This is a genomic window from Actinoplanes subglobosus (assembly GCF_042650585.1).
Classification (GTDB): Bacteria; Actinomycetota; Actinomycetes; order Mycobacteriales; family Micromonosporaceae; genus Actinoplanes; species Actinoplanes subglobosus.
This window is the reverse complement of sequence record NZ_JBHSBL010000017.1, coordinates 200,213-223,098: the sequence shown is the minus strand read 5'-3', so window position 1 is coordinate 223,098 and position 22,886 is coordinate 200,213. Positions and strand designations below refer to the sequence as shown.

General features: G+C 65.7%; 24 protein-coding genes and 1 pseudogene. 9 read left to right on the top strand and 16 right to left on the bottom strand.

Translation table 11 applies throughout. The annotated features are described in order from the left end of the window. Positions 1–74: 74 nt before the first annotated feature. Positions 75–437 (bottom strand): hypothetical protein, encoded by a 363-nt coding sequence (locus tag ACFO0C_RS18940; protein ID WP_378067980.1) that lies wholly within the window; start codon positions 435–437, stop codon positions 75–77. Next, positions 430–678 carry a hypothetical protein gene (locus ACFO0C_RS18935; RefSeq protein ID WP_378067979.1) on the bottom strand — a complete coding sequence of 83 codons (249 nt, stop codon included), beginning with the start codon at positions 676–678 and terminating at the stop codon, positions 430–432. The genes ACFO0C_RS18940 and ACFO0C_RS18935 overlap by 8 nt, the downstream gene beginning before the upstream one ends. A gap of 266 nt (positions 679–944) precedes the next feature. Between ACFO0C_RS18935 and ACFO0C_RS18930 the strand changes: the two genes are divergently transcribed. Further along, positions 945–1,181, top strand: coding sequence for a DUF397 domain-containing protein (locus ACFO0C_RS18930; RefSeq protein WP_378067978.1), 237 nt, complete (start codon positions 945–947; stop codon positions 1,179–1,181). Between the two features lie 102 nt (positions 1,182–1,283). On the opposite strand, the gene ACFO0C_RS18925 is transcribed toward ACFO0C_RS18930, so the two are convergent. Beyond that, a complete protein-coding gene (locus ACFO0C_RS18925) occupies positions 1,284–2,174 on the bottom strand; it encodes a helix-turn-helix domain-containing protein (RefSeq protein WP_378067977.1) in 891 nt (296 codons plus the stop codon). Positions 2,175–2,448: 274 nt separating this feature from the next. Here ACFO0C_RS18925 and ACFO0C_RS18920 point away from each other — a divergent pair, with 274 nt between their 5' ends. From ACFO0C_RS18920 to ACFO0C_RS18905, 4 genes are all read left to right on the top strand, one after another. Further along, complete coding sequence (locus ACFO0C_RS18920) at positions 2,449–2,748, top strand: hypothetical protein (protein ID WP_378067976.1); 300 nt, start codon at positions 2,449–2,451, stop codon at positions 2,746–2,748. A gap of 147 nt (positions 2,749–2,895) precedes the next feature. Then, a complete protein-coding gene (locus ACFO0C_RS18915) occupies positions 2,896–3,231 on the top strand; it encodes a winged helix-turn-helix transcriptional regulator (RefSeq protein WP_378067975.1) in 336 nt (111 codons plus the stop codon). A 543-nt stretch (positions 3,232–3,774) separates the two neighbouring features. Continuing rightward, positions 3,775–4,392 carry a malonic semialdehyde reductase gene (locus tag ACFO0C_RS18910; protein ID WP_378067974.1) on the top strand — a complete coding sequence of 206 codons (618 nt, stop codon included), beginning with the start codon at positions 3,775–3,777 and terminating at the stop codon, positions 4,390–4,392. 55 nt (positions 4,393–4,447) lie between these two features. Further along, positions 4,448–4,738, top strand: coding sequence for a DUF3040 domain-containing protein (locus ACFO0C_RS18905; protein WP_378067973.1), 291 nt, complete (start codon positions 4,448–4,450; stop codon positions 4,736–4,738). 30 nt (positions 4,739–4,768) lie between these two features. Here the strand turns inward: ACFO0C_RS18905 and ACFO0C_RS18900 are convergent. Beyond that, positions 4,769–5,608, bottom strand: a pseudogene (locus ACFO0C_RS18900) (phosphoribosylaminoimidazolesuccinocarboxamide synthase); the annotation flags it as partial. A 452-nt stretch (positions 5,609–6,060) separates the two neighbouring features. On the opposite strand from ACFO0C_RS18900, the gene ACFO0C_RS18895 reads away from it, so the two are divergent. Then, positions 6,061–7,164: a DNA cytosine methyltransferase gene (locus ACFO0C_RS18895; RefSeq protein WP_378067972.1), complete on the top strand. Its 1,104-nt coding sequence runs from the start codon at positions 6,061–6,063 to the stop codon at positions 7,162–7,164. Here the strand turns inward: ACFO0C_RS18895 and ACFO0C_RS18890 are convergent. The 6 genes from ACFO0C_RS18890 to ACFO0C_RS18865 form a co-directional block, all read right to left on the bottom strand. After that, positions 7,093–7,539: a very short patch repair endonuclease gene (locus tag ACFO0C_RS18890; protein ID WP_378068505.1), complete on the bottom strand. Its 447-nt coding sequence runs from the start codon at positions 7,537–7,539 to the stop codon at positions 7,093–7,095. The two genes, ACFO0C_RS18895 and ACFO0C_RS18890, sit on opposite strands and share 72 nt — an antisense overlap. 82 nt (positions 7,540–7,621) lie before the next feature. Then, the gene (locus tag ACFO0C_RS18885) at positions 7,622–8,428 is read right to left on the bottom strand and encodes a DUF6339 family protein (protein WP_378067971.1); all 807 of its coding nucleotides are present in this window, start codon (positions 8,426–8,428) and stop codon (positions 7,622–7,624) included. After that, a complete protein-coding gene (locus ACFO0C_RS18880) occupies positions 8,425–9,267 on the bottom strand; it encodes a hypothetical protein (protein ID WP_378067970.1) in 843 nt (280 codons plus the stop codon). Before ACFO0C_RS18880 ends, ACFO0C_RS18885 begins: the two co-directional genes overlap by 4 nt. A gap of 61 nt (positions 9,268–9,328) precedes the next feature. Next, positions 9,329–10,939, bottom strand: a complete 1,611-nt coding sequence (locus tag ACFO0C_RS18875) for a hypothetical protein (protein WP_378067969.1) — start codon at positions 10,937–10,939, stop codon at positions 9,329–9,331. Between the two features lie 308 nt (positions 10,940–11,247). Further along, positions 11,248–12,222, bottom strand: a complete 975-nt coding sequence (locus ACFO0C_RS18870) for a PD-(D/E)XK motif protein (protein WP_378067968.1) — start codon at positions 12,220–12,222, stop codon at positions 11,248–11,250. A 14-nt stretch (positions 12,223–12,236) separates the two neighbouring features. Next, a complete protein-coding gene (locus ACFO0C_RS18865) occupies positions 12,237–14,825 on the bottom strand; it encodes a Z1 domain-containing protein (protein ID WP_378067967.1) in 2,589 nt (862 codons plus the stop codon). A 29-nt stretch (positions 14,826–14,854) separates the two neighbouring features. On the opposite strand from ACFO0C_RS18865, the gene ACFO0C_RS18860 reads away from it, so the two are divergent. Beyond that, positions 14,855–15,502, top strand: a complete 648-nt coding sequence (locus ACFO0C_RS18860) for a winged helix-turn-helix domain-containing protein (protein WP_378067966.1) — start codon at positions 14,855–14,857, stop codon at positions 15,500–15,502. After that, positions 15,424–16,077: a transposase gene (locus tag ACFO0C_RS18855; RefSeq protein ID WP_378067965.1), complete on the top strand. Its 654-nt coding sequence runs from the start codon at positions 15,424–15,426 to the stop codon at positions 16,075–16,077. The genes ACFO0C_RS18860 and ACFO0C_RS18855 overlap by 79 nt, the downstream gene beginning before the upstream one ends. Positions 16,078–16,095: 18 nt before the next feature. Here ACFO0C_RS18855 and ACFO0C_RS18850 read toward each other — a convergent pair whose 3' ends face one another. From ACFO0C_RS18850 to ACFO0C_RS18825, 6 genes are all read right to left on the bottom strand, one after another. Then, a complete protein-coding gene (locus tag ACFO0C_RS18850; RefSeq protein WP_378067964.1) occupies positions 16,096–17,319 on the bottom strand; it encodes an MFS transporter in 1,224 nt (407 codons plus the stop codon). Positions 17,320–17,522: 203 nt separating this feature from the next. Continuing rightward, complete coding sequence (locus tag ACFO0C_RS18845) at positions 17,523–18,608, bottom strand: outer membrane protein assembly factor BamB family protein (protein WP_378067963.1); 1,086 nt, start codon at positions 18,606–18,608, stop codon at positions 17,523–17,525. A gap of 52 nt (positions 18,609–18,660) precedes the next feature. Next, on the bottom strand, positions 18,661–19,278 hold the full coding sequence (locus tag ACFO0C_RS18840) for a DUF305 domain-containing protein (protein WP_378067962.1): 618 nt from the start codon (positions 19,276–19,278) through the stop codon (positions 18,661–18,663). After that, positions 19,275–20,078, bottom strand: coding sequence for a lytic polysaccharide monooxygenase (locus ACFO0C_RS18835; RefSeq protein ID WP_378067961.1), 804 nt, complete (start codon positions 20,076–20,078; stop codon positions 19,275–19,277). Before ACFO0C_RS18835 ends, ACFO0C_RS18840 begins: the two co-directional genes overlap by 4 nt. 105 nt (positions 20,079–20,183) lie before the next feature. After that, positions 20,184–21,488, bottom strand: coding sequence for a HAMP domain-containing protein (locus ACFO0C_RS18830; protein ID WP_378067960.1), 1,305 nt, complete (start codon positions 21,486–21,488; stop codon positions 20,184–20,186). After that, positions 21,485–22,171: a response regulator transcription factor gene (locus ACFO0C_RS18825; RefSeq protein WP_378067959.1), complete on the bottom strand. Its 687-nt coding sequence runs from the start codon at positions 22,169–22,171 to the stop codon at positions 21,485–21,487. Before ACFO0C_RS18825 ends, ACFO0C_RS18830 begins: the two co-directional genes overlap by 4 nt. Before the next feature lie 36 nt (positions 22,172–22,207). On the opposite strand from ACFO0C_RS18825, the gene ACFO0C_RS18820 reads away from it, so the two are divergent. Next, positions 22,208–22,804 (top strand): DNA mismatch repair protein MutL, encoded by a 597-nt coding sequence (locus tag ACFO0C_RS18820; protein ID WP_378067958.1) that lies wholly within the window; start codon positions 22,208–22,210, stop codon positions 22,802–22,804. Positions 22,805–22,886: the final 82 nt, after the last annotated feature.

Genomic DNA, 22,886 nt, shown 5'->3' with positions numbered 1-22,886 from the left:
GGCCCTGATCTCGCAGGCTTTTAAAGACCGGGTGGGCGGCCCAGCACGGGGAACCGCGCCGCCCACCCGGCGTTTCACACGGGTGTGCTGCTCCGCAACACCCTCAAGCGTGGCCGCTTGCAAGCCGGCGGCACGGGGATCCGTGCCGCGCGGACGAGCATCTCCCGGACGGCGCCCTCACGTCCGTAACGATCGATCACGACTCCGCGCACGCCGAGCCAGTAGTCACCCTCGTGCGGGATGGGCTTGGCCCAGTTGACCCACTCGAGGCGAAGGCGGATCGGACCGATCCCATAGCAGTAGTCCGACTCGGCGAACTCGTAGACCGGCCAGGACGGCCCACTGGGCCGTAGCCGGTTGCCGCGGACGTGCGGCCCTCGCGTCTGCGGGGGCCGGGCAGGTCGCTGCTGGCGGTGGCAACGAACGAGCTCAGTCACGCGCGTCGGACTCATCCTCCTCGGCAGGCGGCCTGCGGACAGTGGTCCCGCCGGGCCGGCTCAACGCATACCTGACGCCGCCGAACCGGTGCGTCACCATGGTCGCTCGGGTCGACGCCGCGAACACCTCGTCGGCGAACGGCGCGTCCCGGTGGACCAACGAGTTACCCCAGCGCGGACCGTCGACCGCGCCGGAGTCACCCGGTTCAGGGAGTTCGGGGCCGGTGTTTGGTATCGACATGTGCTTGTCACCTCTCGCTAAGGACGCCCCCGCCAGGGAGCCTCGCGCCGAGGCCGCAGACTGTCGCTCCGCGACCGACCCATCACCCAAAGATGTCACCCTAAGTGACACCCATAGGGAGTAGTACGTGCGTTATCATGCTCAGAATCCCGTGACTACGCAAGGCCAGATGCACGTGCATTTGCATCGCCGACCTGATTTAGGCACGCGGACACCACCGACTCCGGATCGATGGGCGATCCGGGGGCAAATCTAGGGAGCTTGGAATGACCAAAGTGGTCAACGGCATGCCTGCCGGCGAGCTGTCGGGAGTCACCTGGCAGAAGAGCGGCCGCAGCAACCCGAGCGGCAACTGCGTTGAGGCCGCCGTCCTGCCCAGTGGCGACGTCGCTGTGCGTAACTCCCGGGATCCCGAGGGTGCCGCACTGATCTACACGCGCGCCGAGATCGAGGCCTTCCTCGGCGGCGTCCGCGACGGAGACTTCGACAACCTGATCGCCTGATCCCCACCCTCACCCAGGCGATGTGAAAGATCGGCCGCTCGGTCTCCGGACCGGGCGGCCGATCTCGTAGGTCCTTCCACCGGCCTTACTCACCTCGCCGGCTCAGACCGGGCGGCCGACCTCGTTCAGCAGTTTGCCGAGGATCTCGGGTGTGTGGTTCGGCGGCTCGGCATCGATGCAGACGCGCTCCATCGCCATCGCGTAGTGGTCGACGTCCTCGCGCTTGTCCAGATAGATGGCGCTGGTCAGCTGCTCCACATAGACCACGTCCGGCAACTCCGGCTCGGGGAACCGCAGGATCGCGAACGGCCCGCCCGCCGCGGCATGCCCGCCGGCCAGGAACGGGATGATCTGCAGCCGGACGCCCGGGAGCTTCGACGCCTCGATCAGCGACTCGATCTGTGCGCGCATCACGTCGATGCCGCCGATCGGGCGCCGCAGCACCGCCTCGTCGATCACCGCCCACAGCTGGGGGCCACCCGAACGGGTGAGTATCTGCTGGCGCTGTAGCCGTACATCAACCCGGCGGTTGATCTCCTCGGAGCTGGCACCGGCGTGGCCGAGCATGATCACGGCCCGCGCGTAGTCGGGTGTCTGCAGGAGACCGGGAACGAACTGGATCTCGTAGGTCCGGATCAGCGAGGCAGCCGCCTCGAGACCCAGATAGGCCTGGAACCAGGTCGGGAGAACGTCACCGAAGTGCTGCCACCAGCCGGGGTTGTTGGCCTGGCGGGCGAGACCGATCAGAGCGTCCCGCTCGGCGGAGTCGGACACGCCATACATGGTCAACAGGTCTGCGACGTCGCGTTCCTTGAAACTGACGCGACCGAGCTCCATGCGGCTGATCTTGGAACCGGAGGCCCGGATCTCATATCCGGCCGCCTCCCGGGTGATCCCTTTCGACTCCCGCAGCTTACGAAGCTGAGAGCCGAGCAGAATGCGCAGCACGGTGGGGCCGCCACCCGGCGCCTCCTCCTGCGAACCCGCGCTCACCTGACTCCTTGTTGCTGCTCTGTGACTGCCCGGCGCAGTAACTACGCATCCTAGAACGGAGATCGTCAACCACGAAACCAGTCCGGAACGAGTCTCCGCGCCGTCCGGTCTTTGCGGATGCACGTGCAGACGGCCTTGCGAACGCACTTGATGACGAGCATGATAGCTGACAGACACGATCCGACCGCTGACACAGCGTGCCGAAATCTTCGCCTGCTCAGATGTTGCGTCGCGTCCCGGCAAGAGCCCGCCTCAAGCCTTTGGAGGCATTTCCATGCCGAACCTGACGGCGTCCACGCCCACCGTGACTCCGGTGCATCGCGATCCGGCTGAGGTCGCTCCCGCCGAGAGCTACCGCCCGTCGGATCCGGTGTGGGTGTATCGGGACGGCTGGCGGGCCGGCATCATCGAGGCGGCCTCACCCAGGGCGGTCACCGTCACCTACCAGCCGGGAAACCATCGCGGCACCGGCGTCGACACGTTCACCGCGCCGTATGTGACGTTTCGCGCCGACAGCGCCCCCGATCTCGACCAGCGCGGCCTGAGGCTCGTCCGCCGGCGGCCGCTGCGATGACCGGCGCGGTCACCGTCGCAGCCATCGTCGGCCTGCTCAGCCTCTTCGCCGGCGTCGCCCTCGGGTGGTATTTGCGGAGCACGAACGACTGGTGCGCCGACTGCGCGCGACAGGATTCCTTGCGCCGCGGCGTGTAGCTTTACATCCATGACAGCGGTCGACGAGCAGCACGAGACGTGCGTTCGCCGCGATGCCGCATTGTCCAGGGCCTTCGAGTTCCTGGGCCGCCGGTGGAATGCCGCGGTCCTCGGCAAACTCCGCGACGGCCCGGCCGGTTTCCGTGACCTCTCCCGGAGCATCGACGGCATCAGTGATTCGGTCCTCTCCAACCGGTTGTCCAGTCTGGTGACGGCCGGGTTGATCGTCCGGGCGGTCGAGGAGGGCCCACCGGTCTCGGTCTCCTACGGCCTCACACCGGCCGGCCGCGCTTTGATGCCGGCTCTCGACGAGATCGCCGACTGGGCCGACGCCCACATCCCCTGACGGCGACCCGCCGGTCTTCGCCTTCCGATCCGTCCGGCGCCCCATTCACCTCCGGCAGTTTCCTGCCTTCCGGACTTCCACCCCGCGGTGGTACGGCCATGTCGCCCCCGCAAAAACCCCCAGTCCCGCGGCTATCGCGCGACGCAGGGGGCCCGTCCCGCCCATCAGCGCGTCTTTCGGGCGGAAGCCTCCCCTCACCGCCCCGCCCCTTCCGCCTTCAGTCGGGCCCTTCCTTCCCTGCTCCCTCTTGTCCGCGCTTCACAGCCGAGCCACCCGGCGTCGTGCCGCGCCCCGTAGCTCCACCTCAGCTCGGCCTCGGTCCTGTTCACATTTCCTCGCCTGCGAGCTTCCGCTTCGCCCTCGCCCTCCCGCGTCTGCCGCCCTCCACCCCCGCGCTCACCGCCCTCCACCCCCGCGCCTGCCGCCCTCCGCCTCCCGCGCCCAGGCTCGGCCTCCTGACCTCGCTCGGTTGACGGAGGGGTGGTGATCGAGTTCACCGGACCAGCAGTGGCTTTCTGTCAGTTAGTCGCTAGCTTTTTAGAAGTGGATACTCTTTCTGAAGCGGATCTGAGGCCCCGGCTCGGCGATGAGGGGCGGGCTCTGTTGTTCACCGAGGCGCGGACCGCATCGTCGTTCTCGGCGACGCCGGTCTCCGACGCGGAACTCGCCGAGATCTGGGACCTCGCGAAGTGGCCGCCGACCGCGGCGAACACTCAGCCGCTCCGGGTCCTCTACGTGCGCACGGAGGAGGGCAAGAAACGACTCGTCCCGCTCCTGGCCGAGGGCAACCGGGCCAAGTCGCAGAGCGCGCCCGTCGTGGCGGTGCTCGCCCTGGACACGTCGTTCCACGAGTACGTGCCCGAGGTGTTCCCGCACAACCCCGGGCTGAAGGACGTCTACGAGGCGAACAAGCCGCTGCGCCTGACCAACGGCACGTTCAGCGCCGCGCTCCAGGCCGGCTATTTCATTCTCGCGGCCCGCTCGATCGGCCTGGTCGCCGGACCGATGACCGGCTTCGACAAGGCTGCCGTGGATGCCGAGTTCTTCCCGGACGGGCGGTTCAAGTCGCTGGTCGTGGTGAACCTCGGTCACCCCGGTGAGACCCCGTGGCGGGACCGTCTGCCGCGGTTGTCGCCGGAGACCACCGTCCAGTGGGCTTGAGCTGTTTCACGTCACGCGCTTGTGGGTACGCGGTCGCCGCACTTTCGGAAAGTAGGTGACCGCCGTGCTCAAGCCGGAGGAACAGCAGTCATTCGCCGGTCTGGTGGCCGGGATCGAAGCGGACGACCCGGGTTTCACTCGACGTGCCACCCGGGCCGCCCGCCCACCGCGATGGTGGGCGATCGTCGCCGTTCTGTTGTGGACGATCGCCCCGATCTGCATCGTGTACGGCGGATGGACCGGCCTGATCGAGGCGTTCCTGGCCGGCGGTTACGGCACGTACCTGATGCGCCGCCGGCAACGCTGGATCACGCTGACCAGCGCCCGCCGGACCGAATCGTCTTGATCAGCGCCAACGGTCACCGAATCGTCCCGCTCAGCGCCAGCGGTCGCCGGTGAGGCGCTCGTAGACCTCGACATACCGGGCACGGGTTGCTTCAGCGATCTCGTCCGGGATCTCCGGGCCGGGCTCGGTGCGGTCCCAGTCGGTGTGCTTCGTCGACCAGTCACGAAGGAACTGCTTGTCCAGGTAGCGCGGCGCCGTACCCGGCTGCCATTCACTGGCTTCCCAGAACCGTGACGAGTCCGGCGTCAGGAGCTCATCGCCGATCTTGAGGACACCCTTCGCGTACCCCACCTCGATCTTGGTGTCCGCAATGATGATCCCCTTGGCCGCCGCGATCTCCGATCCGCGCCGGTAGACCTCGAGCGTGACCCGGCGCAGCTCCTCAGCCAGCTCCTTGCCGACCCGATCGACCGTCTCGTCGAACGTCAGCGGCGCGTCATGCCCCCCACCGACCGGCTCCTTGGTGCTGGGCGTGAAGATCGGCTCCGGAAGCTTCGACGACTCGATGAGCCCGTCGGGCAGCGCGTTCCCGGAGATCATCCGCTCCCGCTCGTAGTCCTTGAGCCCGGACCCGGCGAGGTAGCCCCGCGCGATGCACTCGACCATGACCATCTCGAGCCGCTCACACCGGATGGCCCGCCCAGCGAACTCGGCCGGCACATCGGTGGCGGAGATGACGTGGTTGGGGATGACATCGCTGAGCTGCTCGAACCACCAGAGCGACAGCTGGGTGAGGATCTTCCCTTTGTCCGGAATCGGAGTCGGCAGGATGACGTCATAGATCGAGATCCGATCCGAGGCGACCAGGACGAGGTCATCCCCATCGGCATAGACGTCCCGGACCTTGCCGGAGTGCAGGAGCTCCACGTGTTCCCCTCGATGCTGGCGGAGTGGCGTGCGCCTTCACGCTACCGAACCGGCACAGGGCAACTCAGCCGCCACGGGCGCCTTTTCGACGCAGCACTGGCAGGCCTCAAACCGCGATGGAGGAGATCCGCCAGAGAATCTTGGAGGGTGTGGCTCAGAACCTCGCACCGCTCAAAGGCGAGCACGCCGAGACCTCTGCTCCCAAGGTCCGAGCCGCCGCTGACGACCCGGCCGACAGGCCCGTGCCTGGGGTGTCGGTGAAAGTCGCAGCCGTTGGATCGACGAGACGCCACCGAGCGTTGAATTCCGGCAGTTGGAGGAACACCGGCCAAGACCCCTGAGCGGTGACGAACCACACCTTGTCGATGGACTCGGAGCACTGCATGGGCGGTGGGTTGCAAAACACGTCACCGCAGCCGATCCAGAGATCACAATCGGCCGGCTAAGGTATTACCATGGCACATACGTTCCAGGTGGTCGACCTCTTTGCGGGCTGCGGCGGCATCACTGATGGCTTCCACCGGACTGGTCGGTATCGCACCGTCGGTGCAGTCGAGATCGACCTAGCCGCCGCAACCACCTACGCCGAGAACTTCGGTAGCGGGATTGTGCACCATGGAGACATTGCTTCCTGGGAGATCAGCGATGCCGCACGGAAGGCCGACGTCGTTGTCGGCGGTCCGCCTTGTCAAGGTTTCTCCAATCTCGGTTCGAAGAAACTGGACGATCCCCGTAACCAGCTCTGGCGGGAGTACGTCCGTGTGTTGACGGAGATCAGGCCTCGGGTCTTCGTCATCGAGAACGTCGACCGATTCCTGCGCAGCGACGAATTCCGCACCCTCACCCAGGAGACAGAACGGGGCGGAATGCTCGAGGATTACGCACTGAAGTTTGACATCGTCAACGCGGCCAATTTCGGCTCCGCGCAGATGAGACGTCGAGCCATTGCTATCGGAACCATTAAGGACATCGAAGCCATCGGCATCCCCGAGGGCAAGGTTCCTCGGGATTCGTGGCAAACAGTCTTCGATCGCATCGGAAGCCTTCCGTCCTACGTCCCGGAATCTGACCAGTTCCTTCCAAGTCGCACGGTCTCCCATCACGGAGCCCATGTCCCAGGCGCCTTCAGCGGCCTCGCGCTGCATATCACGCGCGAGTACCGCGATACCTCTCGAGAGCGCTTCAAGTGGATTCCGGAAGGCGGAAACAGGTTCAACCTTCCGGACCACCTCAAGAGCCCCTGCTGGGTGAAGCATACTTCCGGATCAGGTGACGTGATGGGACGCCTTCGCTGGGAGCGTCCATCGGTCACCATTCGAACGGAATTCTTCAAGCCCGAGAAGGGACGCTACCTTCACCCGACCGAACACCGCGCGATCACTCATCTTGAAGCCGCACGTCTGCAAGGCTTCAGCGACGAGTTCAAATGGTGTGGGTCAAAGGTACAGATCGCCCGTCAAATCGGGAACGCCGTGCCGGTGGAGCTGTCACAGGCACTGGCCGAGCACCTCGCCTCGAGCCTCGACAAGCGACTCCGCCCCCTTTCCCCGAGTTCCTGATCCACCCTCGCCCCGAACTGCTGCCATCACCAGGTCAGCGGCGTCGTCCGGATCTTCGTGCTCCCAGATCCGGACGACGTGCCAACCTATCCCGACGAGGTGCTCATTGGTGGCCGCATCCCGAGCCTGATTGGTGGACAGCTTTCGTGACCACCAATCAGAGTTGGCCGTGGGAGCGGTTGCATGTTCGGGACAGACATGCCAGAAACATCCGTCGACGAATACGGCCACGCGTGCTCTGGTGAAGGCGATGTCCATCGATCGACGGGGCATTCCAGGAATGGGGAAATTGACCCGGAAGCGCAGCCCTCGGGCATGCAAGATTCTACGAAGAGCTACCTCGGGCTCGGTGTCACGTCTCCGCTGCTTGCTCATTCTGCCGGAGACGGACACTGAACTCGGGATCGGAGGGAGGTCGACCGCCATGATGTAGACGCTACCGGGAAACCTCTACCGTTCACAGACGAGTGTGCCGGCCGATTCCCGTACCAGTGACCGGCGCTTCGGTGCGAGGCCGTTCACGGATGCGGCGCACCTCGATGATCGTCCGAGCCACTTCGACACGAAGAAGGTCCTCGGGCAGCCCGAACAGATCCTGGAAAGCACCTCGCCGCATCAGATGCTTGAGGACGTCACGTAGAGATTCGGTCTCGTCCAGACCACTCCACACTGTCGGCCATTCCTTGGCCAGAGCACGGATGAGTTCCGGAGAACCGCCGATGGACCGCCGCCGGGCGAGAATCTGGTCGAAGTTCCGTTCCGGGAAGACGTTCAGCAGATGGTACGGATCATCAGGCCGACTGTTGTCATGAAGCAACTCGGCCCGCCACCAGAGCCGACCGAACACGTGCCTTGTGATGTCTGTGGCTGACACCCGATCCACCGGTGGCCGCGGGAAACGCCAGACGGCAACGTCCGGAATAACGACCAATGCCAGGAAAGCCCAGATCGGTCGAGCCGCCGCCTCAGCCGGGACGAGGTCCATCTCGACGTGCAACGACCGAGCCAGTTCGGTATCGAAATTATGCACCGAACGCCCGAGCGGAAGGTCCGGAAACCCGTGTCGCCGCGCAGCATCTACGATCAGATCGCGAAGCACCTTCAACCGCTCCGGTGTTGCGCGGCCTCCGCCGGTCGGAGCGAAGTACTGCGCCAGGTGCGTTGTCGCAGAAGCAGGGAAACGCGTTCCCACCTCACACTCCCTGATCTCCTTGTAGAGATCCTTGGCTGCGCTCTCGGGCAGGCGGGGGTAAAGCGTGCTCATCGGTCGATCGCCAAAAAATCAGTGGCGGCCTGGACCGTCGCAGCGAAGAGTGGAGCGTCGTTCGCCCGAATACGCCGGATGTCTAGAAGGTCGTCGTCTACATGGCATGCCATGTAGGTCCTCATCAGGCCTTGCAGCACAGCTCCGAGGGTTTCCTTTCCGAACTTTTCAGACATGTTGAAGGCGTCGTTTTCGAGCGCCCTCTCCAGCATTGTCCGAGTGATGTCGGATCTCATAGCCGACAGGATCACACGGTCCAGGTCAGTGGGTGTGCTGACTCGGCCGAGCGCCGCAACGATCGGGGCATGCTCCTGATTGATCAGGAGTTGGATCGCGCCCATTGCTGTGGCATGAAGATCATCACCAATCTCAAGGAACCATGCAGCCTTGTGAGGCAGTCCGGAAGCGGAGAAGGGGACAAGGGCCATCGGAAACAGAGGCGCGTCACCCTGCAGCCGGATCTCGATGGTGTCATTCCAAAGATCGCTCCCCACGAGCCGAGCCACGGCCGGTCGTTCAGGCCCCTCTCCGGCAAGCACCAGGATCGTCTCCACCCGGACAACCCCGCCCAGACGTTCCCCGGCGATCTCGACATCGATGACGTATTCCTGGACGTTGTCCATCAGCGGTACCCAGGCGGCCGCTCCACGGAGCAGCGACGGGATCACGCTCCACCGCACGCTGACTGCCAGAGGCGTGTCAGTGTCCAGACCCACGGCACTACGGCAAGCCGCCGCATCGATCGACAGCCTGCGTCTGAGCTTGAGATCGGTCTGGTAGTCCCACTCAGGCAAGCTGTCCGGGACGCCACGCTCCCCGAGAGTGTCCGGATCGATCATCCAACCAGAAGCCTTGACCGATCCGTTGGTCAGCCGGCGATACGGCCAAGCCCGTGTACCTCTACCCGCCATGAGAAGCTGTCCTTCCCTCTCGGGCAACCGCCACGTCCAACTGCGTGATGGTGTCCGGAACCGGCTTCACCACCAGTGAGATTCGTTGGCCCGCCGTGGCGGCTTTCAGACTCAACAGATCACCCTGCTGCTCCTCCGAACCCAAGCGCCAACCCATGACGACAGGCTGCTCGGATCCCTCAGGAGGCTCCTGCTCCCGACTGCCGTCGGCCACCGTAACTCCGACCAAGCCGTGGACCGCGAGAGGACCGTCACCGATCACCACGACATCCTGGATCAGCAACAGGCCGATCTCGGACTCCTCGAAATATGGCTCCCCCTCGATCCGGACGGATGCGCTTCTCCGCGAAGGGCGTCCTGAGGCCGGCAGCGCCACGCCTTGTCCAACAGCACCTTTGGCGACCGAACCGGATTGGGATTCGCGGTCTTGTTCGAAGGGATCGTGTGAACCTCCCAGAGCAGGAACAGAGGCCGCACCGGACCCCGTCGCCGCCGCTACGAGAGGCCCCAGGAAGTTGCTCACGGCCCCGAGCGGCGCGTTCACGCTGTTGGATCGAACCTCGGCCGGGCGGGCGAACCCACCGAGTCGTTCCCTGATCCTCGTGAACGTGGTCCGGACGAAAGTCCGTTCACGCCCTTCGAGTTGAGCGAACACCCAGTCGTCGTGGGTAGGTGGCTCAGCTGCAGCATACGTCCGATCCATCTCGTCAAAAGCACGGAAGACTCCGGCGTATGCCAGGTTCGAGCCGGCTGGCTCCGGCCCGGGGTGGTATTTGACGACAAGCTCAGGCGCGCGCATAAGACACACATGGTGGGGTGCTGTGGTGATACCGAGATCCTGTGCCGCTGGGGGCGGCTCGTACGGAGGAATCAACTGACGTTCAAGGGCCAGGCGCCCTAGAGCCTTCCTGGGACTGCCGCACATGAGGATCTCGGCATTGTCCTCACCCTCCAGACGACCGTAGGCAGCAACGAACGTTCGTAGCCCACGGGTCTTCTCCGGCATCGGAACCGCGATGTCAACCCCCCGGTTCCGGACTCGAGGGACAAGGCGCACCATCCCCCGTCGCTCCAACATGATCGGCCAAAGATTCCACGCTATGGCGTCGGCAAGATACTGCGCGGTTTCCTCGTCACTCTCGTCACCGAAGTCCGGCTCGACGATGACCACATCGGTACCGGTGTCGTCACCGGTAAAGGCTGGCAAGCCCAACGACTCAGCGACCTCGGTGGCACGTACGCCCACAAGCGGTTCCACATGCTCGACGCCGACATCACCCCACCAGTGACGCCCAGTGTATGGCCGGCCCCGTCCCTGCGGATCCGCCAATTCCATCGATTCGCCGAGGCAGATGCCGATGAAGCGACTCTCCGGGCCGCTCGCGGTCATCGTCCGGGTGTGCACGATGACGGTGCCGGCCCGAGAGATCTGGTACAGAACTCCCTTTCCGTAGCCGTACGTTCCGCCTCCACGTCGCGTATCAGGTGGGTCGCCAACGTTCAGGACAAACGACACCCAGTCCCTGGGCTCATCCCCCCGTGCAACATCGGCGCGAGTGGGACCGCCGAGTCCCTTCGTACCTCGATCGCTGATGGTCAAGGTACGCACCAGGGTCGAATGCCACTCCCTTCCACGCAGGATCTGACGCAACGGGAACTTGTCACTGTGCGGAGCGCCTTCGAGCAGCAGAGACCGCCAGGCATTCGCATTCTGTGGAGGCACCACGCCGAGGTCGAGGGTGAATCCGACCGGGCGATCACCGATTCGGGCATCCCAACTGTTCTGCGCAGACTCACGCACCAAGATGGCCGGCCACGGCATCGGGGGTTTACCCAATGTTCGCTTGATACCTTCCGCGCTGATCGAACCGGCGGGCGGAAACGGTTGCGAGTACCAACGTGGTTGTGTCATCTCTCCGCCATGACTTGCAAAAACTGCTCGATGTCTTCCTTCTGCATGGGGGCGGGACCGACATCGAGATCGAGGGTGTAACGAACACCCGAGATTCCAACCGGCACCCCGTCGACGAAAGCCGAGGTCACAATACGAGGGAAGCTTTCGACCACCAGATAACAAGCCTCCTCCACAACGGCAAAACGGACACCGTCGTATATATGGCGATCCGCCGTGAAGTAGCCCACTCGGGCGAGCAACTGCAGCAACTCCTGTGGCCGTCCGACACGACGCACAGTCGAATCGACTATCTCGGGCAGCGAAATTCCTGCAGGGTCTGAGGTATCCAGGCGCATCCACTGCAACATGAGATCGCCGTTCTCGGGCGCAGCGAGTTGATCGAGACCATGAATCCGCACCGATCGACCTTCCGGGGCCGTAGTCGCCTTGACCTCCACGGCCTTCCTGTTCGCCACGAAATCGTGCGGCGAACGTAACGGCCCCCGCCAGGCGCCCAGCAGGCTCGCATCGCGGTCGAGAAGCGCGTTGAGCAGACGTAGTTCACCGAACAGCCCTGCCAGTTGCTCCACCCCCAGCTGTGAGCCGCTGCGGAACAGTTCGCGCCATCCGTCGAGCACCTGCGCAACCACGACAATTGGTTCTGCAGGACCCACAGCGAGCGCTGCCACGACATCGGCGCAGAGGCCGGTGAAGATCTCGAGGAGGTCGTCCCGCAGCAGAACGAGGCTCGCATATTCAACCCGCACGCCCGCCGCTTCCAGAGTCAACGGCAGCAGATGGACAGCCGCGGCGCGAGTGTCCGCACGGGCATAGTCTGCCGGCGGCACAGGGACCAGCAGATGTCGCCTTCTCTCCGGACTCAGCGCGCAGAGCAATGGCATGCCAGCGACAAGCACCGGCACTTCCGACGTGAGCCATCCCGAGTTATGCCGTGCGCTGCAGAGGGCAGCCCAGTGGTCGCTGATCACTGACCGAAGGTCCGTCATTCCGCATCCCCCTCGAATTCCTGCTGCAGGATCTCGGGGTCTTCGCTCTCCCAGTACTTTCCGTCACGGATGTCCGCGGCGACGTAGTCGTGTTCGACCTGGCTGTCCGCCGACGTGGGTGTCGGGAAGACGAAGGCGGCACCCATCACGACTTCGTAAGGCGCGTTCAAGGGGTGGCGATTCTTCTGCGTGGTCTCCGAAACTGGATCGATTGGATAGATGAGCAGAAGTCCGTGGTCGGGCCGCTGCACCCGCCTCAAGGCGTCGATCTCAGATCGGCGCGTCACGTCGACTCCGTCGGGAACACGTAGATTGACCGCCGCGTCCCTGGGGCCTGAGAGAGTTTTGATATCGGCAAGAGGATCCCCGACCAGGTTGATCCGACTTCGACGGTTCAAACCCACGGCGGTACCGTCCGGAAATTTCCAGACGTTGGCGTTCTTCCTGGAATTCCCGATGACAGCGATGTCCCAAGCAGTCAGCGCGTTGTTCTCCACGCGCTTCTGGATGTACCTCTTGAGCAGTTCGGGTCGGGCCTCCTCGGACCGCTCATGGAAGCGGTATTGATCGATGAACTTGATGACGTCCCGAAACGAGACGTCACGCCACAGCCAACGTCCAACGCTGGGTGACAGTTCGGAGCGGCCATGCTGTCGAGCTGCCTGCACCAGCTTGATGGCCGCCTCCTCGTTGGTTCTGAGCCAGTCGATCGCACCCTCGTCGGTGGCGAAGTATCGGCTCTCCACCAGGTCGCCACCATAAGCCGCGTGCGCGGTGACCGCGCTCTTCATCCGCGCCGGAGCGGTTACCAGCATTTTGGGGTGCGTACGGATCCGGACTGCGAAGGTCAGTGGATTCTTGTCCTCGACGAGGTACCGGTCGATGTCCTTCCGAATCTCGGCCTCGACGACAGCGAGATGGCGAAACCAGCTGGCGAGCTCCACAGTCATCCAGATCCGGGGCAAATCTCCGTAGCCCGCTCGGTGCCCGAACCATCGACCCATCTGAAGCAGGGTGTCGTATGCCGAGGATGCCCGTACAAAGTAGCTGCTGACCAGCCCTTCCAGAGTTAGACCACGACTGAGCGTGTTACCGCCGACTGCAATGGCGACAACCGGACCGGCTTCGTAGTCGAGACGGTCGCTACTGCGGTAGTTGTCGATGACGACACGGCTCTCCTCCAGTACCGAGGGAAGATGCTTGAGGAGGGCATCGAACGGAACGGACGTTTCACTGAAATCCTCGGCGTTGACCCGGACGGTTTCGCTCGCCCAGCGTCCCTCGAGCTCCTGGAACAGGTCATGGTCGTCACGGCGAAGACCGTTGAGCACCTCCTGTCGAAGGTCTTCAAGTGGTACGCGGAAGTCCTCATGGATACCGGTCTGAAGGGTGGTGTGCACCAGCATCGTGGAATGCGGAACTCCAGTACCACGGTGACGGCGTGCTGCGGTGGCCAGCCAGAAATACGTGACAGCATCGCGTAATGAGAGTGTCATCTCCGGAACGAAGTCGGCGGCTGCGGCCCTGTTGATGGGGCGGACCAGTTCGACATCCTCCTCCGGGACCTCACGAATCATGTCTTCCCCACCCGGGACCTCGCCAGGGTCCTCTCCATCAAGGGGATCGCGGCCGAAAAGGAGCGCAGGACCCTGATATCCCTCGGGGGCTTTCAGGCTGACGATGAAGTCCCGAGGGTAGAAGTCGTCCTTCTCCGCGGGGTCGATGAGCAGGTTCGCAAAGGGCGTCGCCGTATAGCCGACATAGTCCACCTTCGTGAAGGACTTGAGCAGTTTGCTCATCAGGGGATTAATCACCTTGCCGCCGACGGTGGCCTGGTCGGCTTCGTCGTCGATGACCAGAGTCGGACAGTCTCTCAGGTAGTCCTTGGCGGAGGCCAGCCACGTGTTGAGCTTCTCCAAGACCTTCGCGTTCTTCTTGACCACCAGGAGGACCTGTTGGTTCCTGGCTGCAAAGTAGGCGGCAGCGTTCCCTTTGGGGTGAAAGTCCGCGTCCACTGTCGTGACCTCGTGCCATTGCCCGGGATTCAGCTGCACCAACTCACGGGCAAGGCGGGCCTGTGTCTGCCTACGAAGTCCGTTGTGGATGCCGGAGAGAACGATGAAAAGCCGATAGCCGCGATCGGCCGCTTTAGCCATGACAGCGGTGAAGTTTGCCGTCTTGCCGGACTGGACGTAACCGAGAACGAGGCCCATGCTCCGGAACTCCTCGGTCCCAGGATGGTCGAGAAGCCCTACAACCTTTGTCGACTCCTCATCGAGGACATCGATCGAGTCCTCGTCCCAGGGACGGGGGCCACTCGCAAGCTTCGCCTTCAGCGCCGGCCAGAACCTGTCGTCGTACCGCGGGCCCGTATACCACGTGAGACGTCCGGACTTGTAGACGACCTTCGGCTCGCCCATCTCCCGGATTTTGATGACCTCGGCCTCGTGTCGTTCACGAATTCTCTCGATCACGTCGTCAGTGACACCGAGCCGACGGAGCCTCTGCACCGCTTTATCTGGCGTGCTGCGATCCGCGATGGCTTGGAAGGTCTCGTAGTTCTCGTCCAGATCCTCGTCGGTCATGCCGAATATGTTTGCAGTCGCTGCACGCAGTGGGGCAGGTAGACGCCAACTTTCGATCCGTCTCCTTCACCGATCGGCCGATGCCGGCGGCCGGGCAGCGAGGCCATACGGCACGAACGTCGGATTTTACTGAGCTGCTGGGGCGCGGTGAGCTTGGCCCGCAGCAACGCGCCCGCCGGGAACAGATACGTCGGCAAGCGGCCCGGATGTTCGCCGCCGGGGTCAGCGCGCCGCAGGTGGCCGCCGAGTTGGAGATCTCGACGAAGTCGGCGTACGCGTGGCGACGGGCGTGGAAAGCCCGTGGTGAACAGGCCCTAGCCTCGCGCGGAGCGCCCGGACCCGATCCGGTGTTGTCCGCAGCTCAGGTGCAGAAGCTGATCGCCAAGCTGGACGAGGGCCCAGCCGCCGCCGGCTGGGACGAAGACCAGCGCTGGACCCTTGCCCGGGTCCGCACGATGGTCGGCCGGATGTTCCACCTCACCGTCAGCATCGCCACCGACTGGGAGACCCTGCGCCGCGTCGGCTACACCCCGCAGCAACCGATCTCCCGCGCCACCGAACGCGACCAAGCCGCCATCGAACACTTCAGGCGCTACCAATGGCCCGCGGTGAAATTAGGGTCGCGCGCAGGCTGGGCGCGTGGATCTGTTTCGTCGACGAGTCCGGCATCTCGCTGAGACCAGCCCGGGCCCGGACCTGGGCCCGGCGAGGCACCACACCGATCGTCAAGGTCGCCGGACGCGGCGGCCGCAAACTGTCGCTGGCCGGACTCGTCGCCTACCGCGCCGGAGACCGGCCGCGCATCATCTACCGCACCATGCTCCATCAAGGACGCAAAGGCGACCCGAAAGGCTTCGGCGATGACCACTCCGCCGCTCTGCTCGACGCCGCCCACCAGCAACTCCGGGCACCGATCGTGCTGGTCCGGAACGGGCTAACCGCCCACAAGTCCGCCAAGACGCGCGCTCTGATCGCCGCCCGGCCATGGCTACGCGTCTACCGGCTACCCGGCTACGCACCCGAACTCAACCCGGTCGAGAACATGTGGTCCAGCCTCAAACGCAGCATGGCCAACCTCGCCCCTGCCGCATCGACGACCTGTTCCGCATCGCCAAGAACAGCCTCAAACGGATGCAGTACCGACCCGCCCTCGCCTTCGGATTCCTCGCCACCAGCGGCCTGGCACCAGCATGACCCCGACCCAAAAAGCTCAGTAGGTGCCATGAACCGATGTGCTGACCTGTCTGGTTGACAGGTCAGCACATCGGGGTCAGGCGGGCTGTTCGGTGGGGCGGCCCAGGAGGAAGGACCAGTTCAGGGCTCGGCCCTTCAAGCGGATCAGGATCGCTCCGCCCGCCACCGCGGCGATGGTGGTGATGGCTCCTGCGGTCAGCAGGGCCCCTCGGGGGCCCATCGAATCGCAGAGCCAACCGATTGCCGGGGCACCGGCGATGCCGGACAGCGAGGACACGATCCCTACCGTGGCGAGGACCCGGCCTCGCATCTCCTCGGCCGTGTCCAACTGGATCCTTGTGGCTATGACAGTGTCGAAGACGACGGCGCCGGCCGCGATCGGGAGGATCAGGGCGGCGAAGCCGAGGATGTCGGGGGCCAGGCCTGAGCAGAACTGCAAAGCGCTGATCAGGAATCCCGTACCCAGGAGGACCCGCAGCGTCGAGCGGCCGGTGCCGGCCAGCAGCAGGCCGCCCGCCACGGCTCCCACGGCGAAGACTGTCGACAACAGACCGTATGAACCGGACGTTCCCCCCAGCGGGCCGGACACCATGGCGGCCATCGAGACCTGGTAGTTGCGGCCCAGCGAGCCCAGCACGAACGACAACGCGAGAACGACCAGGATCACCGGCCGGCCCAGCAGATAACGGAATCCGGCGATCACGCCGCCGTCGGCCGGGGTGGCCACCGCGAGGGGGCGCATGTCGGTCAGGCGCATGGCCAGCAGGGCGACGATGACGGCCAGGTACGACACTGCGTTGATCACGAACAGTGCGGACGGGCCGGTGACGCCGATCAGCATGCCGCCGAGGGCCATGCCGCCGATGCGGCCGGCTGAGCTCAGCACCGATCCCAGCGCCAGCGCCGAGGCCAGGGACTCGCGGGGCACGAGAGCGGAGCCGAAGCGGCCCAGGATCGGGCCCTCGAAGGAGGCGATCACGCCCGAGGCGAGAGCGATCGCGTAGATCGTCCAGTTTCCGCCGGGGAGGAGGAGCGCCAGGGCGAGCAGCGCGCGCACCGCCTGGAAGGCGATCAGTATCGGACGTGCCGGCAGACGGTCGGCCAGGGCGCCGCCCCAGCTTCCGAGCAGCAGCACCGGCACCGCCTGCAACATGACGACCGCGCCCATGGCGGTGGCCGAGCCGGTGGCCGACAGGATCAGCCAGTTCAACGCCAGCACCTGCATCCACGTACCGCTGACCGAGATCAGGTCGGCGGCCGCCCACAGGCGGTAGTTGCGTTCTCGGAGCGGCGCGAACATCGGAGCCAAAGCGGCGGCACCCCCACAGGGAAAATGGCACCGTCTCTCGGCGCCACCTCCCCCTTCGGATCAGGAGAAGGGCCGAGAAGTTCGAAAAGCCGAGAACAACCCAACGGCAACCTCGGCAGCGGTACGGCCACCGCTCCCCCAACCGCACCCACGCACGCCCGCGATCTTCCGGAGGACTGTCCGCGGCCGGCCTTTCAGCCGAGAGTCCTGAGCTGTCCGCTCACCACCTGGTGGATCCGCCCGCCCGCAACGATCACCCGGCCGGCGACATCCGGCCCGGCCACCTTCCCGTCGGAGGCGTTCAGCACCGCCGCCCCGGCATAGATCAGTCCGGCCGCCGTGACCGGCTGCACCCCGTCAGCCTTCTGCCGGGCGGTCCAGGCCCGTTTCCCGTCGGCCACGTTCAGCGCTTCGACGTCACGTCCCGCGACGCGATAGACCCGCGCCCGGTCCACCGCGATCGCTTCCGAGGAGGGGAAGGTCGACGCGCTCCACTCGAGCTGCCCGTCGGAGACCCGGACCGAGCTCAGCACCCCGCCGGCACCGGTGACGAGGAACCGGTCGCTCGCGGGCGACGCCGCCTCCGCGGTCCACGCCGCCTTCCGGGTCCACCGCACCGTCCCGGTCGTGATCTCGACGGCCGCGCTGACGTCGGTTCCATCGGTGGCGCGGGCCAGGATCGTACCGTTCGCCGACACGCCGCCGGCCCGATAGCCGGTCTTCTGCCAGGCCGGCCGCCCGTCACGGACGTGGTAGGCCATGATCGCGTCCTCGTCCGACGGTGATCCGCCGGACACCACCAGCACGCTCTTGTCGACGACGGCCGCGTACACCGGGATGTCGACCCGCTGCTTCCATCGGGGTAGCCCGGTCCCGGCGTCCAGTGCGATCAACTGCCCGTCCGGGTCGCTCTGCGAGTTGCAGTCGCCACCGGCCACGATGAGCAGGCCGTCGCTGACGGCGAGCCTCGGCGTCTCACTGTCGCCGGGGTCGTCCCAGTCGTATCGCCAGGCCACCGCTCCGGTGGCCGCGGTGTAGGCGGAGATCCCGAGCTGGTCGCTGACGTAGACCCTCCCGCCGGACAGCACCGGATCCGAGAACCCGGAGCAGCTCGACCCGCTGGTCCTCAGGCTGACCTGCCATTTTGTGACGACGTGCCGGATCTTCCCGCTGGTGATCACGGTTTCACCGGGGTTGTGGTGGCTGTCCTCGGCGTCGTAGCCGGGGTGGTCCCAGAGGGGCGTGGTAGCCATGACGAGCGACAGGAGAACAGCCAGCATGCTGTAAGAAAACAGGAAAATCGGGCAGCCCGTGACGGACTGCCCGAAAACGTCAACCGGCGAGCAGTCTCAGCATCTGCTGGACCTGATCGGTACGGGACTGCTTGACCCGCTCCGCGAAGGACTTGGCCAGCTCGTTGCCGCCCTTGTCGAGTTCCAGTTGAGCGAACTCGACAGCATTGTGCTGATGCGCCAGGAAGAGGTTGAGGAAGGCCGTTTCGAACTGCGCCTTCTTCACCGTGGTGAGCGCCTTGATCTCCTTGTCACCGGTACTCGGCATGCCGCCGTGGTCGGCGTGCAGGCTGACCCGCTCGTCGAGGGTGGCCGGCTTGTCCCATTCGGTGAGCCAGCCCTTCATCAGCTTGATCTCGTCGGCCTGGGTGACCTGCACAGCCTCGGCGAGTTGGGCGACCTCGGGGCGGGTGGCCCGCTTGGCCGCTGTCTGCGCCATCTCCTGACCCTGTTCGAGGTTGTCGATCAGCATCTGCAGGAACATCACGTCGGTCTCGTTGAAGGTCGAGCCCGCGGTGATCGCGGCGACGTTCTTGACGTCCTGGGTCTGTGCGGTGGCGCTCGACGGCGTGGCCGGCTTGTCGACGGCGGTCCCACAGGCGCCCAGCAGCAGCGGGGCGGCGGCAATGGCCAGTGCGGCGGCTACCCGGCGGTTCACAGCGGCAGCCAGAGGGCGAGCGTCCAGATGGAGGGCTCCCAGCTGCGGATCGACTGGTGGGCCTGGCGGCACTGGTAGGAGACCCCCTCGTACGTCACCACGTCGTTGATCTTGTAAGAAACGCCCGGCGCCCAAGCCGTGCCCGACGCGGAGGACGACGAGGTCCTGGTGGCAGTGGGAGCCGCCGTGGTCGGGGCGGCCGTCGGCGCGGTGGTGGCCGGCGGGGCCGTCGGAGCAGCGGTGGTGGGCGCGGTGGTCGGCGCGGTGGTAGGCGTCGTCGAGCCGGTGCCGCCGATGTTGACGTCCACGCAGTTGTAGAACGCCATCGGGGTGTCTCCGATGTTCCACACCGCGAGGACCGTCTTCCTCCCCGAGAACCTGCTCAGGTCGACGGTGTGCGAGACGGTGGCCGAGGGGATGGCGTTGTTGTCGTTGAACGTGGCGACCTCGGTACCGTCCACGTAGTACACCCAGGTGGCGGTCCGGTGCCGGGCGGTCAGGACCCAGTTGAAGGTCGCCGACTTCCCGACGTTGGTGGCCCGCCAGGGCAGGGAGTCGTTGTTGAGTTCCGAGAAGGCGGCGACCCCGCCGTTGCACTCCTTCGACCCCTTCGGGGCCTCCGCGCTCTGCGGCTCGAACTGGATGGCGCCACAGTTCGCGACCAGTCCGGCGGCGCACTGCGCCTGGCGGCTGGGCGGCGAGGAGACGTAGCCGTGCGCCACGGCGGGCGACGACGCGACCGCCAGGGAGGAGGCGACCATCCCGAGGGTGGCCAGCGGGTAGGCGATCTTCCTGCGCATGTCAGCTCTCCAGTGATTTCGACCTGGCAGTTACAGGACGGAACGTTAGGAGTGGCCGCCATAACGGAGCCTTAAAGGAACCGGAAACCGCTTTTAAAGCCGTTATCAGCGACGTTTGCGCTGTTCAGCGGGCTCCAGGGCGGGTGCGTGGAGCAGGATGCCGATCCGGGCGCCACCCAGCGGACTACGGTCGATGACGAGCTGGCCACGCACGGTCTCGGCGGCCCGGCGGACGATGTCGAGACCCAGACCGGTCGAGCCGGCACCGCTGAAGCCACGGGTCACCGCCCGCTCCGGGTCGGGGATGCCGGGGCCGGCGTCGTCGACGAGCAGGCCGCTGGCCGAGACGCTGACCCGGAAGGCGGTGCCGTCCGGGGTGTGCGAGAAGACGTTGCCGAGCAGCGCGTCCACCACCAGGATCACCTCGCTCGCCGGCATCGGGACGAACACCGGCTCGTTGCCGCCGACCACCTCCCACGGCCGCTCCTGGTCCTCGGCGAGCACCGACCAGAACGCCAGCCGGTCGGCGAGCACCTCGACCAGGTCGCACTGCTGCGAGCCGCGTTTCTCGATGCTGCCCAGCCGGGCCCCGGTGATGATCGCTTCGAGCTCCTCGTCGAGCAGGTCGCAGGCCTGGCGCATCCGTTCGGCGATCGGGCCGGGCGGCATCGCCTCCACATCGAGACGAAGGCCCGTCAGCGGCGTACGCAATCGGTGTGAAAGGTCTGCGGCCAGCTCGCGCTCGCGGTCCAGCAATCGCCGCAGGTCGTCGGCCATGGTGTTGAAGGCGCTGGCCGCGTCGCGCAGCTCGCGCGGGCCGGTGGGGGTGATCCGTTCGTTGAGTTCACCGCCGCCGAGGCGGCGGCTGGCCGCCGCGAGCTGGCGGGTGGATCGGACCAGCTGGCTGCCGAGGCGGTCGGCGAGCAGGATCGAGCCGCCGACCAGCAGAACAGCGAGGCCACCGAGGGCGAGCCAGGCGAATCCGACGCCGCGCCGCGTCTCCTCACCGGGGACGAAGACCTCGACCACGACGGTACGGCCATCGGTGAGCACGGTCGGCTGGAGATAGGCGACCCCGCCCCCGGCCTCGGCGGTGGCTGCCCGGCGTTCCTCGGCGGCACGCCGCACCGTCGCCTTGCTGAGGTGCGAAGTGCCGATCGCGTCGAGGCCGGGAAGGTGCAGGGCGAGCCGGCCGTCGCTGCCGGCGGCGGTGCTGGCCACCGCGTTGGTCAGGGTGACCAGGTCACTGTCGACACCGAGCACCGTGACCATCGAGGTGGCCTGCTGGCGCGCGTCGGAGATGGCCCGGTCGTAGGCGATCTGCCGGGTGGCGACGGCCAGCGGCACGAGGAAGGCGAGCGCCACCATCGAGGTGATGGCCAGTGCCAGGCGGTTGAGTGCCCACCTCATTGCGGATCGACCATCATGACGCCCACTCCCCGGACGGTGTGCAGGTAACACGGTTTCGCGGCGGTCTCGCCGAGTTTGCGGCGCAACCAGGAGATGTGGACGTCGATGGTCTGTTCCTCGCCGATCCGGGCCTGCTGCCACACCTGGTTCATCAGCTCGCGCCGGCTGATCACCTGGCCGACCCGCTCGGCAAGATAAGCGAGCACGTCGAACTCGCGCCGGGTCAGCTGCAACGGCTCGCCACGCAGCTCCACCCGGCGCTGCCGCGGCTTGATCACCAGCTCACCGACAGTGATCGCGTTGGGCTGCTGCTCGATGGTGGTCCGGGCCCGGCGCAGCACCGCGGAGATACGGGCGAGGATGTGCCCGCCGGAGAAGGGCTTGGTCACGTAGTCGTCGGCGCCGGCGCTCAGCAGCGCGATGATGTCCGCCTCGGACCGGCGGGCGGTCGCCACGATCACCGGGACGTCGGAGACGGTACGCATCATCCGTAGCGCGTCGGTGCCGTCGATGTCGGGCAGTCCGAGGTCGAGAATCACCAGGTCGGGCCGCTCCTGGGTGACGATCTTCAACGCCTGGGCAGCCTGACCGACCGGGCGCACCACGTGCCCGGCATCGGTCAGCGCCCTGGTCAGAGCGGCCGTGATGATGCGGTCGTCCTCGACCAACAGGATCATCGCCATGGCGATAACCATAGGACCAGGTGCGAGAATGGCCGCGTGCGATCTTCCAGGTGGGTGCCGATAGCCGGGTGGTGCGTGGCCACCGCGACCAGCATCGTGCTCTCCTCGGTGGCGCTGTCGCCGGTGCTCAACGCGGCCAGCGCCGACTCGGGTGAGCTGCCGGACATCGATCAGCTCCCCGCACCGGCCGCGGTCTCCGAGACGACCGCCGCCCCACCGCCGGCGACCGCCGATCCGACCCGGACGACGAAGCCCGCACCGTCGCGCAGCCGCTCGGCGTCAGCTGATCCGAAGCCGTCATCCAAGTCACCGTCCACGTCCGAGTCGACGTCGGAGACGACCGCGCCGCCGGCGACGACTACCGAGAACGGCTGGACCGTCACTGCCAGTGACGGCGTGAAGACGTATGTGCGGTCGTTCACGACCGGGGGCGGTGTGGCGGTCATCCGGATGACGAGCAAGGGCACAGTGTCGCTTGTCACTGCCACGCCGGCCGACGGCTTCCGGGTGGAGAAGCAGGGTTCCGACGTCAACCTCGCGGTCTACTTCATCGGGCCTGCGAAGAGCTTCATCGTCCACGCTCAATGGTGGAACGACGCACCCTTCGTCGAGGTCAGCGAAGTCGGTTCCTGAGTACTTGCTGGGAGTTCCTGAGTACTTGCTGGGAAGCGCAAGGGTTTTCCCCGATTCGGTGAAGCCTGTCTATACATAACGT